At 46.0% G+C, this 16733-nt stretch carries 6 protein-coding genes; 2 read left to right on the forward strand and 4 right to left on the reverse strand.

The window, feature by feature from the left end; all coding sequences use genetic code 11:
- Together AB4Z08_RS06035 and AB4Z08_RS06040 are read left to right on the forward strand one after the other, a co-directional pair.
- Positions 1 to 3729 (forward strand): Ig-like domain-containing protein (locus AB4Z08_RS06035; protein ID WP_441572834.1); only part of this gene is annotated, 3729 nt, incomplete at its 5' end.
- Positions 3730 to 4177: 448 nt separating this feature from the next.
- Positions 4178 to 8533 (forward strand): glycosyl hydrolase family 18 protein, encoded by a 4356-nt coding sequence (locus tag AB4Z08_RS06040; protein ID WP_441572835.1) that lies wholly within the window; start codon positions 4178 to 4180, stop codon positions 8531 to 8533.
- Positions 8534 to 8651: 118 nt separating this feature from the next.
- On the opposite strand, the gene AB4Z08_RS06045 is transcribed toward AB4Z08_RS06040, so the two are convergent.
- The 4 genes from AB4Z08_RS06045 to AB4Z08_RS06060 form a co-directional block, all read right to left on the reverse strand.
- Positions 8652 to 9320: a hypothetical protein gene (locus AB4Z08_RS06045; RefSeq protein ID WP_441572836.1), complete on the reverse strand. Its 669-nt coding sequence runs from the start codon at positions 9318 to 9320 to the stop codon at positions 8652 to 8654.
- Positions 9321 to 9371: 51 nt separating this feature from the next.
- Entirely contained in the window at positions 9372 to 11831 is a 2460-nt protein-coding gene (locus AB4Z08_RS06050; RefSeq protein ID WP_441572837.1) for a glycoside hydrolase family 31 protein, read from the reverse strand.
- 140 nt (positions 11832 to 11971) lie between these two features.
- On the reverse strand, positions 11972 to 13531 hold the full coding sequence (locus AB4Z08_RS06055; protein WP_441572838.1) for a RagB/SusD family nutrient uptake outer membrane protein: 1560 nt from the start codon (positions 13529 to 13531) through the stop codon (positions 11972 to 11974).
- Between the two features lie 23 nt (positions 13532 to 13554).
- A complete protein-coding gene (locus AB4Z08_RS06060; RefSeq protein ID WP_441572839.1) occupies positions 13555 to 16506 on the reverse strand; it encodes a SusC/RagA family TonB-linked outer membrane protein in 2952 nt (983 codons plus the stop codon).
- Between the last annotated feature and the right edge of the window lie 227 nt (positions 16507 to 16733).

Genomic DNA, 16733 nt, shown 5'->3' on the forward strand with positions numbered 1-16733 from the left:
AACCTGTTGCTGAATGGTGCGACTATCAGGGACGCAGCGAATAATAATGCTGTTCTTCTCTTGAATAATATCGGCAATACCACGGGTGTATTTGTTAATACGGCGCATCCAACAGTAACACTGTCTACCGCTGCCGCAGCCGTGGTGAACGCACCGTTTACGGTAACTGCTGTGTTCAGCGAAGCGGTAACTGGTCTTACCGTAGCAGACTTTACATTAACCAATGCGAGTGCTGCTACGCTGCAAACCACAGACAACATTACTTATACCATCATTATCACACCGATAACCGATGGTGCTGTCAGCGTTTTATTGCCGGCAGACGTAGCGGTGAATATTGGCGGCAATGGCAACACTGCGAGCAACACGATTAGTGTAACGGCAGATATAATCGCACCGGTAATTACACAGGTAAGTGTACCTGTAAATGGTTATTATAAAGCTGGTAGTGTGTTGAACTTTATAGTGACATACAGTAAAAATGTGCTCGTTAACACTACAGGCGGCGTGCCATCAATTAGTGTAAATATAGGAGGAACAAATGTTTCAGCGGTTTATACTGGTGGCACCGGTACACAGAATTTATCTTTCAGTTACACGGTACAAAACGGAGACCTGGATATGGACGGTATCACACCTGGTACTAACCTGTCGCTGAATGGTGCTACTATCAGGGACGCAGCGAATAATAATGCTGCCCTTCTCTTGAATAATATCGGTAATACCACAGGCGTATTCGTAAATACAGTGCATCCAACAGTAACACTGTCTACCACTGCCGCAGCCGTGGTGAACGCGCCGTTTACGGTAACTGCTGTCTTCAGCGAAGCGGTGACTGGTCTTACTGTATCAGACTTTGCATTAACCAATGCGAGTGCTGCTACGCTGCAAACCACCGACAACATTACTTATACCATCGTTATCACACCGATAACCGATGGTGCTGTCAGCATTTCATTGCCGGCAGATGTAGCGGTGAATATTGGCAGCAACGGTAACACTGCGAGCAACACGATTAGTGTAACGGCAGATATAACCGCACCGGTAATTACACAGGTAAGTGTACCTGCAAATGGTTATTATAAAGCTGGTAGTGTGTTGAACTTTACAGTGAAATACAGTGAGAATGTGACAGTTAATACTACTGGCGGTGTGCCATTCATCAGTGTAAATATAGGAGGAACAAATGTTTCAGCGGTTTACACGGGAGGCACCGGTACACAGAATTTATCTTTCAGTTACACGGTGCAAAACGGAGACCAGGATATGGACGGCATCACACTTGGTACTAACCTGTCGCTGAATGGTGCGACTATCAGGGACGCAGCGAATAATAATGCTGTTCTTCTCTTGAATAATATTGGCAATACCACGGGTGTATTTGTTAATACGGCGCATCCAACAGTTACGTTGTCCACCACTGCTGCGACTATTGTCAATGCACCGTTTACAGTGAATGTGGTATTCAGCGAAGCGGTAACTGGTCTTACTGTATCAGACTTTGCATTAACCAATGCGAGTGCTGCTACGCTGCAAACCACCGACAACATTACTTATACCATCGTCATCGCACCGATAACCGATGGTGCTGTCAGCATTTCATTGCCGGCAGACGTAGCGGTGAATATTGGCAACAACGGTAACACTGCGAGCAACACGATTAGTGTAACGGCAGATATAACCGCACCGGTAGTAACACAGGTAAGTGTACCTGCGAATGGTTATTATAAAGCTGGCAGTGTGTTGAACTTTACAGTGACATACAGTGAGAATGTGACAGTTAATACTACTGGCGGCGTGCCATCCATCAGTGTAAATATAGGAGGAGCAAATGTTTCAGCGGTTTACATTGGAGGCACCGGTACGCAGAACTTATCTTTCAGTTACACGGTGCAAAACGGAGACCAGGATATGGACGGTATCACACTTGGTACTACCCTGTCGCTGAATGGTGCGACTATCAGGGACGCAGCGAATAATAATGCTGTTCTTCTCTTGAATAGTATTGGCAATACCACGGGTGTATTTGTTAATACGGTACATCCAACAGTAACGTTGTCCACCACTGCTGCGGCCATTGTCAATGCGCCGTTTACAGTGAATGTGGTATTCAGCGAAGCGGTGACTGGACTCACTGCGGGTGATTTCTCCCTGATAAATGCTACAGTTGCTGCACCGCAAACCACCGACAATATTACTTATACCATCATCATCACACCAACCACCGATGGTGCTATCAGTGTTTCATTGCCGGCGGACGTAGCGGTGAATATTGGTGGCAATGGCAATAGCGCTTCCAACACATTAGCTACTACCGCTGATCTGACTGCACCGGTAATTACCCCTGGTCAGGCATTTAGCGTGAATGAACACAGTCCGGTTGGAACAATAGTGGGTACGCTCACAGCCAGGGAAACAGTGGGCACGCTGCAACACTGGACCATTACAATAGATGGTTCCGGTGGAGCTTTCGCTATAGACCCAGTCACAGGAACAATCACTGTAAAAGACAAAACCATTCTGGATAGTAAAGTAAATACTACCGTTACTTTAACGGTGAGGGTAAGCGATGGCCTGAATACAAGTGCAGCTGAAACTGTTAGCATTAGTGTGATACCAATATTATTACCGCCAACAGATATCAGGATCGACAATAATACCATCAACGAAAGGGGCCCTGCAGGTACGCTCGTAGGGACATTGTCTGCTGTTAGTGCAGATCCTGCTGCCACATTTACCTATAGCCTGGTAACCGGTACCGGCAGTACAGATAATAATGCTTTCCGGATTGTGGGCAACCAGTTGCAGACTGCCGCCGTGTTGAACTATGGAGCGAGGAGCATTCGGGTAATGGCTACCAGCAACAATGGATTAACCGTAGAAAAAGTACTGACGATCAACGTGAACCAGGTGAATCAGGCGCCGGTAATGGATGTTATCAATGATCAACGTGTTTGTAACGTCAGCGATGTACAAACATTGCAGATAACAGGTGCATCGCCGGTAGAAGCAGGACAAACCCTGACTTACACTGTAACGGCGGATCAGTCTTATTTCAGCACATTAACAGTGAACAACACGGGCCTGATCTCCTATAGTATGAAAGCCGGTGTCAGCGGTGTATCCAATATAACAGTAACGGTAAAGGATAACGGCGGTACCGCCAATGGCGGCGTGGATGCCCTGCAGCGCACCTTTAAAGTGACGGTTAACAGTCTGCCGGTAATCGTGATTAGTAGTGATAAAGGAACTACCATCAATAAAGGAGATGTGATCCAGTTGACTGCCAGCGGAGGTAATACCTACAGCTGGGCAAATGCAGATGGCATTATCAGCGGGCAACAGGAGGCTGTATTGAAAGTGAAACAACAGGCCACCACTACTTACCAGGTTACTGCTACTAACGTCAACGGCTGTAGTAATACCGGGAAGATCACCATTACGGTAGCAGAAGGATTAAAAATAGATGCGACCAATATCCTGACGCCTAATGGAGATGGGAAAAACGACAGATGGGTAGTAAATAACCTGGCAAGCTATCCTGACAATGAAGTAACGATCTACGATCGTGCAGGCCGTGTAGTATATCATCGCAAGAACTATAGCAATRACTGGGATGGTACTGCTAATGGCAACCCGCTCGCTGAGGGTACTTACTATTATATTCTTCTTATTAAAGATAACAACAGCACCGTGAAAGGATTTATCACTATCATCAGGGATAAATAATAACGTGCTAACATTAAAAAAGGCTTTCTGCATTTAAACGCAGAAAGCCTTTTTTATGATATAAAATATTGATAGTCATGACCAACAACATCTGGCCATTACCACTATACTGCCTGCTTTATGTTGAGTGCGAAGGTATTGCGCCCGGGCAGGAGGGGCTTTCTTTAAGTAGCTAAATATTCAATGATTACAGGGCGGCAATCGATTGAAGAAGGAATTATTTTCAGGAAAAAAAATAATTTATGCTTTCCGATGGTACTATTCGGACTCCTTCCCGACATCGCTTCAGAGAGCCGCTGTAATGTGCATTCCATTGTGTAATTCTGCCGTTTGAAAAACTGAACCTGTAATGAGGCGCCCACTGCCTGGAATACCCGTAGCGTGTGTAAGAGCAACCCATATCAACCAAAACGTATGATTTTTTTTCAACCACAATAAAATCAACAGTATGAATTCCCTCTTTACATTAAGAACCGGCATAGTACGCCGGATGCTGCTCGCATGCTGGCTACTGCCAGGCCTCCTGAGCAGCACTCTGATGGCGCAGGTAAGCCCGCCTGTACCAGCCACCACTCATCAACACAGCAAACAGGTGATAGGCTATATCACCCAATGGGATGCCTGGAAAAATATCGCAGGCATTGTACCTGCTGGCGGTTATAATCACTTGAATGTGGACTACTCGCAGTACACCCAGCTTAATTTTTCTTTCTTTGGCGTAGCGGTAGATGGTTCCCTGCACAGTGGCGACTACCGCAATAAAAACATTTACCAGGTAGGAGCCACGCAAGCCCCGGCAGCTTTGGTAAATACAGATATTTACAGCAGCTGGGATATGTACCTCCTGTATGGAGAACTGGACATCCTTTATAATATATCGGATGGCAGTTACGCTTATTCACTGGGCTATCGCAATTCCGGTGGAGGATGGAGTAATGTCAACACCGGTAAAACAGGGTCTTTCCCTTTATCCGTTCCCAAACAGGGCGGTGCACCAGGTGTCATTGACCTCGCACATCAGAAGGGCGTAAAAGTAGTCGCTTCTATCGGTGGCTGGAGCATGTGTAAACACTACCCTGAAATGGCCGCTGATGCCACCAAAAGGGCCCGGTTTATAGCTGGTTGCCAGGAGTTGATCAGCATGGGTTTTGATGGTATCGACTTCGACTGGGAGTATCCTAATGATCCCGGTATGAACATCGAACATTATGGCCCGGCGGACTTCGCTAACTTTGCCGCACTGGTAGAGCAACTGCGCACCGCTATTGGCCCGAGTAAGATCATCACCGCCTGTTTTGCAGCTGCACCCGCTAAACTACAGGGTTTCGACTGGGCAAGACTCAATAATTCCATGAATTATTTTGACATGATGACCTATGATTATAATGGTGGCTGGTCCAATAAAGCCGGACATAATGCACCATTATATGATTATCCTGGCGCAGAATACAGTGGATTTTCCCTCAATGCCACTACGCAGGCCCTCCGTGCACTGGGTGTAAACATGAGTAAAGTGAACCTGGGCGCTCCTTTTTACGGCCGTGGTGTAATCACCAGCGGTACGGCGGCCCTGAATGGCGCTACCGTTAAACGCGCTGAAACGGTGCAGCCCGATGGTCCTATACAAACCTGCGCGGACTATACCAACTGGGCCAAAGACCAGTGGGATGGTACGCCCAACTACAGCTATATCCTTAACAAAACAGGAAGTGGCTCCGGCTGGACAGACCACTGGGATGATGTAGCTAAAGTACCTTATAAAACCAATGGCAGCTTTTTCCTCAGCTATGACAACGAACGCTCTGTTGGTGAAAAAGCACAGTATATCAAAGACAATAACCTGGCGGGTGTGATCATCTGGCAGGTATTCGGTGATATGCTTAATATGACTGCTTCCACACAGCCCAAGGGAAAACTGATCTATTGCCCTAACACCACTTCTCCCCTGGTGAATAAGATCAATGAAGTTTTTGCAGGTAACGTAGTCGGCAATATACCACCTAAAGTAAATCTCACTTCACCGGTTAACAATGCCACTTATACCCTGCCCGCAACGATTAACATACAGGCATCTGCCAGTGATACCGATGGGGTGGTGAAACGGGTGGCTTTCTATCGCGATACCACGCTGCTGGCTATCGATAGTACTGCACCGTATAGCTATAGCTGGACCAGCGCTGCCGTTGGCAGCTATGCTATCAAAGCTATTGCTACGGATGATAAAGGCGCCAGCACTACTTCCACAGTAGCTAATATTACAGTAACCGGCGGTTCAGTGAGCACCGGAAAAGTGATTGTAGGCTATTGGCAAAACTGGGGTACACCCACAGATGCATCTCCGTATATCCCTCTCCGTAATATAAATCCGAAATACAACGTCATTGAAATTGCGTTTGCTATGAGTGGTACGGATAAGGCTACCATGAGTTTTGTACCGGAGAACACCACTCCTGCCGTATTCGCTTCTGATGTTGCTTACCTGCAATCACAGGGCAAAAAAGTGCTGTTGTCTATTGGCGGTGAAACAGGTACCTTGGATCTTACCACCACCACGCAAAAACAAGCTTTCGTTACATCCCTGAAAGCCTTGCTGGACCAGTATAATTTTGATGGCTTCGATATAGATATTGAAGGAGGTGCTAACCTGCAGCTCAACAGCGGCGACAATGATTTTACCAACCCTACTACTCCCAAAGTAGTTAACCTGATAGCTGCTATAAAAGAAGTAGTGGCTTATCGTAAAGGACTCGGTAAAGATTGCTGGCTGACTATGGCGCCGGAAACTTATTATGTACAAACAGCCTATGGTTCCGCCTATGGACCATTGGTAGGTGCTTATCTGCCGGTGATTCATGGTTTGCGTACAGAGCTTACTTTCATCCACCCGCAATATTATAATACGGGTTCTGTAATGGGCCTCGACAATGGCATCTACAATCAGGCGACTTCTGATTTCATTGTTGCCATGTCAGAAATCCTGTTACAGGGATTCCCGGTATCTGGTACTGGTAAAGTATTCCCACCGCTTCGGGAAGACCAGGTAGCCTTCGGTGTACCGGCATCTCCCAGCGCAGCAGGCGGTGGTTACACCACCCCGGCGAATGTGAAAAAAGCACTGGATTATTTAATTAAAGGACAGGCATACGGTGGCGCATATACGCTACGCAAGCCTGGTGGTTATCCTAACTTCAGAGGTATCATGACCTGGTCTATTAACTGGGATAAGGTACATGCCGATGAGTTTGCAAACAACTATTACGAATATTTCTTTGGTGGCACCCCGGTGAATATCCCACCTGTAGTAAATATTACGGCACCGGCCAACAATACCAATTACAATGCACCGGCCAGTATTACTATTCAGGCTACTGCAACTGATTCCGATGGTTCCGTGAAATCTGTAAAATTCTATAACGGTAGTGCGCTCCTGGCAACAGACAGTGTAGCTCCATATACCTATGTGTGGAACAATGTATCTGTCGGTACTTACAATCTCACCGCCCTGGCAACAGATAATAAAGGCGACAGTACCCGTTCGGCGGTTGTTACGGTGAAAGTAAATACTCCTGGTAATAAACCACCAGTGGTAAATATTACCGCTCCGGCCAATAATGCTACTTATACTGCACCGGCTACCGTGTTAATAAACGCTACGGCAACAGATAGTGCAGGCACTATTGTAAGAGTAGAATTTTATAATGGCGGCACTTTGCTGTCAGTAGATTCTGTTGCACCATACAGCTATAGCTGGGCCAATGTAGCAGCAGGTAACTACGCTATTACTGCTAAAGCAACGGATAACGGTGGCGCATCTACGACTTCAAGCGTAGTGAATATCATTGTGAATCCTGCCGGTGGCGGTGGTTGCGATGGTATTGCTGCATGGGTAGCTACTACCGCTTATAACGGAGGTGCCCAGGTGGTATATGCTGGTAAAGTATACAGTGCCCAGTGGTGGACACAGGGCGATCAGCCAGACCTGAATACCGGCTCCGGCAAACCCTGGAAATATGTAAGGGATTGTGGTGGCACACCTGGCAATACACCGCCAACTGTGAGCATTACCTCACCTGCTAACAATGCATCATTTACTGCTCCGGCCAGTATAGCCGTTAACGTTACTGCCGCAGATACAGATGGCACTATAGCATATGTTACTTTCTATAATGGTACTACGGTGTTGAGTTATGATAGCATAGCACCATATAGCTACACCTGGACCAATGTAGCGGCAGGTAGTTACGCTATTACTGCCAAAGCAACGGATAATGGAGGGGCCTCTACTACTTCCGCTGTGGTAAATGTGGTGGTAAATCCTGCCGGTGGCGGTGGTTGCGGTGGTGTTGCTGCATGGGTAGCTACAACGGCTTATAATGGTGGCAGCCAGGTAGTATATGCCGGCAAAGTATACAACTCCAAATGGTGGACACAAGGCGAGCAGCCGGATCTGAATACCGGCTCCGGTAAGCCATGGGAATACGTGAGAGATTGCACAGGCGCAGCCTTTGCAAATGATGCGGCGTTATCCAAATCAGCTCCTGCTACCCTGCTTTCCTATCCTAATCCTGCCAATGGCAACGAGATATGGTTGAAAGTAGATGGTAATCCGGGCGATAAATTACTGATAGAGGTGATAGACCTGCAGGGAAATGCACCGGTAGTACAACAGGTATATGTGCCTGCGGGCAAAGGCGTACAACCCGTAAGTGTTAATATCAGTAAGGTACACGTAGGTACATGGATTATCAGGGTAACCAGCCAGAAAACACGTAAAGTGAGTAGTACCAAGTTAATCAGGCTATAAGGAGATGGGGATAAATAAAAGGTATCAAATTCCCTGATCTATTATCAGCACTATTAAATAAAAGAGCGTGTATCATTTTTGATACACGCTCTTTTTTATATCGTGTTGCGGAGCTTTTTTATTTTTTCTCCGGCGGAGCAATCTGGTTATGAATTTCTACCAGCGCGGAACTATCTGTACTGATCGTATCTATCCGGTTACCGTTCCACTTAAAGTGGTAGTAGTCATATGTTTCAGAGATAGGTAAAGTAGTATCATCTATACTCTCACTGTGGTTAAGCTGTTCAATTAAGCCCATCCAGTCTCTTTGTTGGTTACGGTATAGCCAGGAACTTTTGTTTACGGCATCACCTGCATCTCCCCAGGAATCAGCCAGCTCTGTTTCAAGGGTAATGACATTCGTTTTTTTATGCCATGCAAATAATTTCACGGAAGAGGACTCATATTCAGAAGGTGTTCTTGTGATTAAGCCAACGGTATTGGCATCGAGGTCGAATTTATAACAGGCATAAAAGAATGGCTCATACCTATCGGTGCTTACTGGCAGCAGGTGAAGCAGAGAAGAGTCTATCAGGGTGCCACGATATTTCCAGTGCCTTACTTCTTCGCCTGGTTTGGAGTCTATTTCTAAGGTATCGGAATTAAATGTTTTGTAGAGTTCCAGTAGTCGGTTTATATCCGGTGAGGAAACGGAGTCACGTGTATTCGTTGTAGTTACACTTTGTTTACCCGAAGAAAATTGACAAGCAGTGAGTCCTAAAAAAAGAATAAAGGCTAAATATTTCATGCCCAAATATAAAGAAGACCCCCTGGAAAATCCAGGGGGCCGTTCCTTTTATTACAAATCCACGTTAATGAGCTGATTACCATTATCCAAGGTTGCCTGCTGTACAGTGCAACGCTCAGCCGGAATAGAGAACCCTTGCGGATCAAAACGGGAAATAGGTGAAAGGAAAGTATACCCGTTTGTTTGTAACGATAGCGGGCTACCGTTAACGGTTATACTTTTTTGCTCATTAAATCCGTGAAGTAATAGTTGTATGTGATGAAATTTAGTGGCATAGCTACCAGTTGCTTTTTCCAATATAATTTTCTTGTCTGCCGGATTATAAGTGATGGTACGTTGATAGAAAACACCTTTTTCATTGTCAAAGCTTTCTCCGTCATCTTCATAATAAACAAAGGAATGTGATTGATTTCCTTTGTAGATATGAAGGAAGAGGGTGTCTGATGGCTTTTCTGCAGTATTTTGTATCAGCGATTGCATAGGTACAATACTGCTTTCTTTTATATATACCGGCAACGTTTTTAGGTTCAGCGGAGTAACCACTTCCTGGTTGCCGGTGGTGGTGCTGTCGTTGTAAAGATTATACCATTTTCCTTCCGGGAAGTAAACGGAACCGAATTCTTTTGTGCTCTCGAAAGGAGCTATCATAAATGCGCTACCATATCCATATTGATTCTGAAAGCGGGTATCGTATACTTTAGGATCAAAAGTATTGGTGAGGGCCAGCGTACGCATTACGGGCATGCCGGTGCGGGTGGCTTCATACATGGAGCTATAGAGATAGGGAAGTAAGCGATAGCGCAGATTAACATAGTTGCGGGTAATCTCCAGTACTTCTTCTCCATATGCCCATGGCTCAGATGATTTGGTATTAATGCCGGTATGATTACGGAAGTACGGAATGAAGGCCCCTATCTGCATCCAGCGGGCATACAGGCTCACAGTAGGATTGCCGGTAAAACCACCGATGTCCATGCCGGAGAAAGGCATACCGCTAACGCCTAAACTATTTAACAGGCGAACACCGAGTAACATATGATCTTCTTCTGCGCGATTGTCGCCGGTCCATATTGCGCTATAGCGCTGGGATCCTGCATAGGCGGCCCTGGTTAATAGAAAGGGCCGTTTTTTCAGCTCTTCCCTGCTGCCTTCATAGCTGGCGCGCACCATCTGTAATCCGTAAATATTATGTGCCTGCTGATGGGTAACCGGATGGCCTTCGTAATCGAAGATGACATTGTCTGGCATTTTCTGTCCCCAGGTAGCTATTTCATTCATGTCGTTCCATATGCCGCGTACACCATCACGCATATACGATTTAATCTGGCCTTTCCACCAATCGCGGCCTTTTGCGTTGGTAAAGTCCGGAAAGTGGCACCAGCCGGGCCATACCTGGCCGGTATAGTTTTGACCATCACTGTATTTAATGAAGATGTCTTCTTTTTTACCGTTTTCATAAGCGGCATAGCCGTCTTCTACTTTGATGCCGGGATCTACGATGACGGTGATTTTGAATCCCATATTGCCCAGTTGTTTGGTCAGCTGAGACGGATTGGGGAAACGATCTTTGTTCCAGGTAAATAGTTTGTAGGCATCCATGTAGTGGATGTCGAGGGTGATACCATCGGCGGGTATTTTTTTCTCCCGCAGGGTCTGCGCGATGCGCAATACTTCGGTGTCCGGATAATAGCTGTAGCGGTTTTGCTGATAGCCCAGGCTCCACAGGGGTGGCATAGGCATACGACCGGTGAGGGCAGTGTAAGAGGCAATGATATCAGCCATTTGCGGATGATAGATGAAATAGTAGTTCATCACCCCTCCTCTTGCGCCAAAAGAGGAAAACCGGTTATTGCTGGCGCCAAAGTTAAAGTCGCTCTGAAAAGTATTGTCGAAGAAAATACCGTAGTTAATATGATGATGGATGCCCACATAAAAAGGAATGGTCGCGTAGATAGGATCCTGATTGGCAGCATATCCGAACTTGTCTGAATTCCAGTTCGTATAGCCTTCTCCTTTACGATCGAGGTTACCGGTTTTTTCTCCCAGGCCAATGAATCTTTCGCCTTCCTGCATTTTTTTGTACGTGGTTACATCATCTCCAATCCAGGAGGTAGTTAACCCGGCTTCATCTTCGTTAATCACTTCTCCCGAAGGGGTAAAAAAATGGATGGAAAAAGGATTTTTTGTGATGCGCAGTTGCAGCGAGTCCGTGATTACTTTGATTTCACTATCATTTTGCGTAGTCTGTACTTTAGTAGCAACCGGTTTGGCGATCACTGCATAGGAGAAGTCAGCGGGCAGCGGATGTTGGTCCATTCTTACCCGGATCACGGCCGGGCTGTACACAGTGATTTCTGCGAAAGCATTTTCTGCACTGATATTGATTTGCTGGCCAGCGATCTTTACCGTGTTTACTTTGCCGATCTTTTTTACCGGGTTTTGTGCCTGGGCTGACAGGCAGGTAAGCAGTAGTAGCCATCCTGAGCGCCTTAGCAAAGCTTTTGTATACATATGAACGATTGATTTTCTACGCAAAAAGTATCCCATCACACTACGGATGTAATGCGTAAAAGTTATTAAACAGCATGTAGCAGGAAGTTTTGCCGGTAGGCAGGATCATATAGATCCTGCCTGCAGCAAAAGGAATATAATTAGTAACCTGGGTTCTGTTTCAGGTTTGGATTTACAGCGAGGTCGCTGGTAGGAATCGGATATACCAGGTTTTTCTCATCATCTGTTGGTTTCAGCTGCCATGGATCGAGGAATTTACCGAAGCGGATCAGGTCTTGTCTTCTCCAGCCTTCCCAATATAATTCGCGGCCTCTTTCATCAAGCATATTGGCGAGGGTTAAGGTAGGCAGTGGAGATGCGCCACGCTTGGCACGCAGATCATTGACGATCAGCAAACCGGCGCCGGCATTGGCAGTTCTTAACTGTGCTTCTGCTTTCATCAGTAAAACATCCGCATAACGGAAGAATACAAAGTCGTTGCTGGCTTCATTGTTACCGGATGATTTATTTGTGGTCAGCATGTCTGGTGGATATTTAAGTACCCGGATACCTGACATTTCTACCTGGTCACCAGTAGCTCTCAACTCTACGGCCTCTGTAAAGATCAGCGGACGTTGACTTCTGTCCAGTATTTTATTACCGTTCTTATCGTATTGTTGTCCAACGAGGAAACCTACTTTGGTACCAGTTAATTCAGTAAGACCTGGATAGGCGCCACCAATACGGCTGTCGGCTGCTTCAAATTTATGGTAGAAGTCAGAAAGAGTAGTAAAGCCATTCCAGCCGCTAGGCGTCATACTGTAATGGAGCGTACACATCCAGCGGCAATAAACGTTATTACCGTTATCACCTCTGGCGGTGCTGATACCAGGTCCGTTTTGTTGCGTGAAGATATTTTCCTTAGAGATCAGATCATTATCCCGCGCAAAGTTTTTGAAGTAATCGCCAGCCCCAATGCTATAGGCGCCCACCGCAGTAATCTGGTCTGCCAGTGCAATGATCTTTTGCATGTCAGCGGCATCGAAGGTGGGTGTTTTCCTATTGATAAAAGTGCCCTTATTCAGGTATAATTTCATCAGCAGGAAACGGGCTGCATCTTTATTAGCTACATAAGCAGGAGTAGCGGGCCTGTCACCGAGGTTAGGCATAATGGCATTCAATTCTGCAACCATGAAATCGATGGCTTCCTGTGGGGTCATTACCTTAGGCGCTTTCAGCAAATCATCGCCGGGTTGACGGACAGGAACCTGACCATACAGATCTAATACGGAGTACATAGATAATGCCCTCAGAAACCTGGCTTCTGCTTCCTGCCCTGCAGTAGGGTGGAAATTTAATACGTTGGTGGCACTGAATTGCTCCAGTAATAGCCGGCTGAAACTATTCGCTATATGCGAATGGTCTGGTGTCCATTTGTGCTCATGTAAGGCACGCCAAACACCACCATCATCCCAGTCTTTACCACGTGTGGGCCCAAGGGCTTCATCGGTGGCGATTTCAGACATGCCCCATACCTGGGAGAAATCCTGGTAAGCCATCTGTAAATTGTTGTAGGCTGTTTGTAACAGCTGAGAGGCTTTGATAATAGAGTCGGCGTGGTCTTTGGTCAGCGTGGAACCCAGCTTTTCATCCAGGGTGCAGGCCGTAAAACCAACACAGCAGGCTACTACGACTATTGCTTTAACTATATTGAAAGACATTTTTTTCAGTTTTTGGTGAAAGATTATAAGGAAAACGATAAACCAAACATCACAGTCCGTGCAGTTGGATAGGGTGAATATTCTATACCAAAAGAACTTACTCCATTCAGGTTTTTATCAGTATTTACCTCTGGATCAAATCCGCTGTACTTCGTAATTACAAACAGGTTTTGGCCGGTAACATACACCGTGGCATTCTTCAGCACTTTACCTACAGTACCAATGCTATAAGAAAGGGTGACGTTATCCAGTTTAAGGAAATTACCCTTTTCCAGGTACCTGGAAGAAACGCCATTGGAGTTGGTCAGGTCTTCACCTTTACCGAGTAATTTCTTCGCGGTGTTAATGGAGCCTAAGTTGCCAATAGGTAATACGGTGTTAGCCGTGTTGTTATAGATTTCAAAGCCAAATGCACCGTGGGAGCTGGCGGATAATGCCCATTTTTTATAATTCACACCGGTATTGATACCTAAAAGTACTTTCGGGTTGGGGTTAGAGAGGTAAACAGGTGCGCCATTGTTGGCATACACGCTCATACCTTTATCATCCAGTCCTTCCCATTTAGGTAAATAGAAAGTGTTCAGTGGATAACCATTCGCGAGCTTCTGGGCAGTAGCATTAGACACACCCTGTCCGCTGATGGCTCCAGTGAGAACATCCGGGCCTACGTAATCTTTCATTTCGTTTTTCAGATAGGTAGCATTCACTCCCAGTGTCCAGTTCCAGTCTTTGCTTCTGATGATATCTCCTTTCAATGACAGTTCCACGCCGGTATTTAAAATCGTACCTGGTAAATTGATCCAGTAGCTGGAAGCAGGTGCCGGTTGGATGGCGGGGAAGCTGAATAAGAGATTGGTGGTATTTTTAATGAAATAATCTACTGTACCGGAAAGTCTGTTTTTTATGATAGCAAAGTCGATTCCTGCGTTGAACTGTTTGGATGTTTCCCATTTCAGATCAGGATTAGGCACATTGCTTAACCGGGCACTTCCACCTGGTCCCAGTTCGTATTGAGCTTCAGCAGCACCGGCAGGAAACTCCTGGTTACCGGTAGTACCATAACCCACTCTCAATCCAAGGTTACTAAAGAAGGTGTTGTCTTTCATGAAATCTTCCTGGGAGATATTCCATTTACCTGCAAAGGAAGGGAAATAGCCATAACGGTTATTCGCGCCAAACTTGCTGGAACCATCTGCTCTTATGGTAGCTGTCAGGAGATATTTATCTTTCAGATTAACAGAAGCTCTGCCAAAGAATGACTGCAGCGAGGAAGATGGATTACGGAATGAGCTGAGATTGGTATTTGCCTGAGGGGGAGCCTGCAGAATATCTGTGTAAGGCACCGCATAGGTGGGGAATCCGGTGGCATTGACATTCACACCAGAGTAATCGAATTTCTGATATTCATAACCTACCAATGCGTTCAGGTGGAAATTAGGGTTCAGCTGTTTATTAAAGTTCAAAGTAGAGTTAAATAACTGGGTATTTAATTCTGCTGTATTGTACAAGCCACTTCCCAGTCCGTTAATTTCTTTAATGTTAATATAGGAAACCGCTTGTGCGCGACGTTGTCCTACCTGGTGATTTACACTGTAGGTGGTTCTTAGTTCCCAGTCATCATTGAATTTAAAGAAGGGGGAAATGCTTCCCAGAATATAGCTGATAGTGGCTTTATCATCATAGGCTGTTGACATTGCCAGGGGATTCACCGCTTGTCCTACCGGCAGTACATAAAAGCTACCGTCGGGGTTCATGAGCGGCCTGGTGGGGTTCCACTGCAGTGCCTGACCAATCAGACTTCCGGTGAAGCCGGCATCATTGGTAATAGGTGCCAGTTGTTCCGCTGTTTGGGCAGCCATGATATTATAGTCAATACCAAGTTGCTTGTTTTCCAGGAATTTATTCTGACCGCTGAGGGTAGCCGTATATTTTTTCATGCCGGTCTTTTTCACGATACCTTCCTGGTTTTGTAAACCAAAGGAAGCCCTGTAACGACTGGTTTCAGTTCCTCCGCTCATTGCTACTCCTACATTTTGGGTGACACCTGTTCTCAGGATGGATCCAAGTCCATCGGTATTGGCGCCATAGTCGCCGGTAGTCAGTTTGTATTCTTTCAGTGCTGACCTGTATTCGTCAGCATCCAGTACGTCCAGCTTTTTCATAATGCTGCTCATCCCTACAGAGTAGTTTACATCCAGTTGGGTAGCACCAACATTACCTTTTTTAGTACTGATGATGATAACACCATTTGCACCGCGGGAGCCATAGATAGCGGTGGCCGAAGCATCTTTCAACACGTCCATGGAGGCAATGTCGTTGGAATTGATAAAGTTGAGCGGGTTGGCATCCGGGGTCTGACCGAGGCCTCCCACAATGATTGCCGGACGAGCCACACGGCCATCCAGTGGTATACCATCCACTACGTATAATGGCTGGTTACCTGCACGAACAGATGATACCCCCCTGATTCTCACAGTAGCAGCTGCACCTGGAGCACCACTGTTATTGAGGATCATGAGGCCGGATACTTTACCCTGAATCAGCTGATCAGGAGCAGTAGTAATCCCTTTATTAAAATCGGCGGCCTTTACCTGGGCAATGGAGCCGGTTACATCCTTTTTACGGGTGGTACCGTACCCTACTACCACTACATCTGTGAGGGTCGTATTTTCCTGTACCAGTTGTACGTTTACGTTAGATTTGTTGGTAATGCTTACCTCCTGAGGGGTATAGCCAATGAAACTGATGATCAATGCGGTTGCTCCCGGGGCAACAGAAACATGAAAAACCCCTTCGGCATCTGCGGTAGTACCGCTCTTCGTGCCTTTTACCTGAACAGAGGCTCCAGGGATGGCGGTGCCGTTCTTGTCAGAGATCTTCCCGGTAATGGTCTTATTCTGGGCGGTGGCAATGCCCTGGAGGGCAAATAACAGCGTGCACAGAAAAAGATTCTTGATGGATCTTGTTTTAAACATAAAGTGGATTTTTTGAACAGCCATCGGTGCTGCTACGTGGATTAAATGTTTTTCATTATTTAGTGAACGGAAATAAGGCGTTGTTTGCAGAGGATATCTCGGCAGCTTGTCAACGTGGATTAAATTGTCATTAGATTTAGAAACAGCTGGTGCCGTTTGTCTTCTTTAAATGGTTTTAATTGCGATGTTTAGAATTTTGGTTTTCTATTTCTACTGATGAATCAAAG

This window comes from Chitinophaga sp. RAB17 (assembly GCF_052114225.1).
Lineage (GTDB): Bacteria > Bacteroidota > Bacteroidia > Chitinophagales > Chitinophagaceae > Chitinophaga.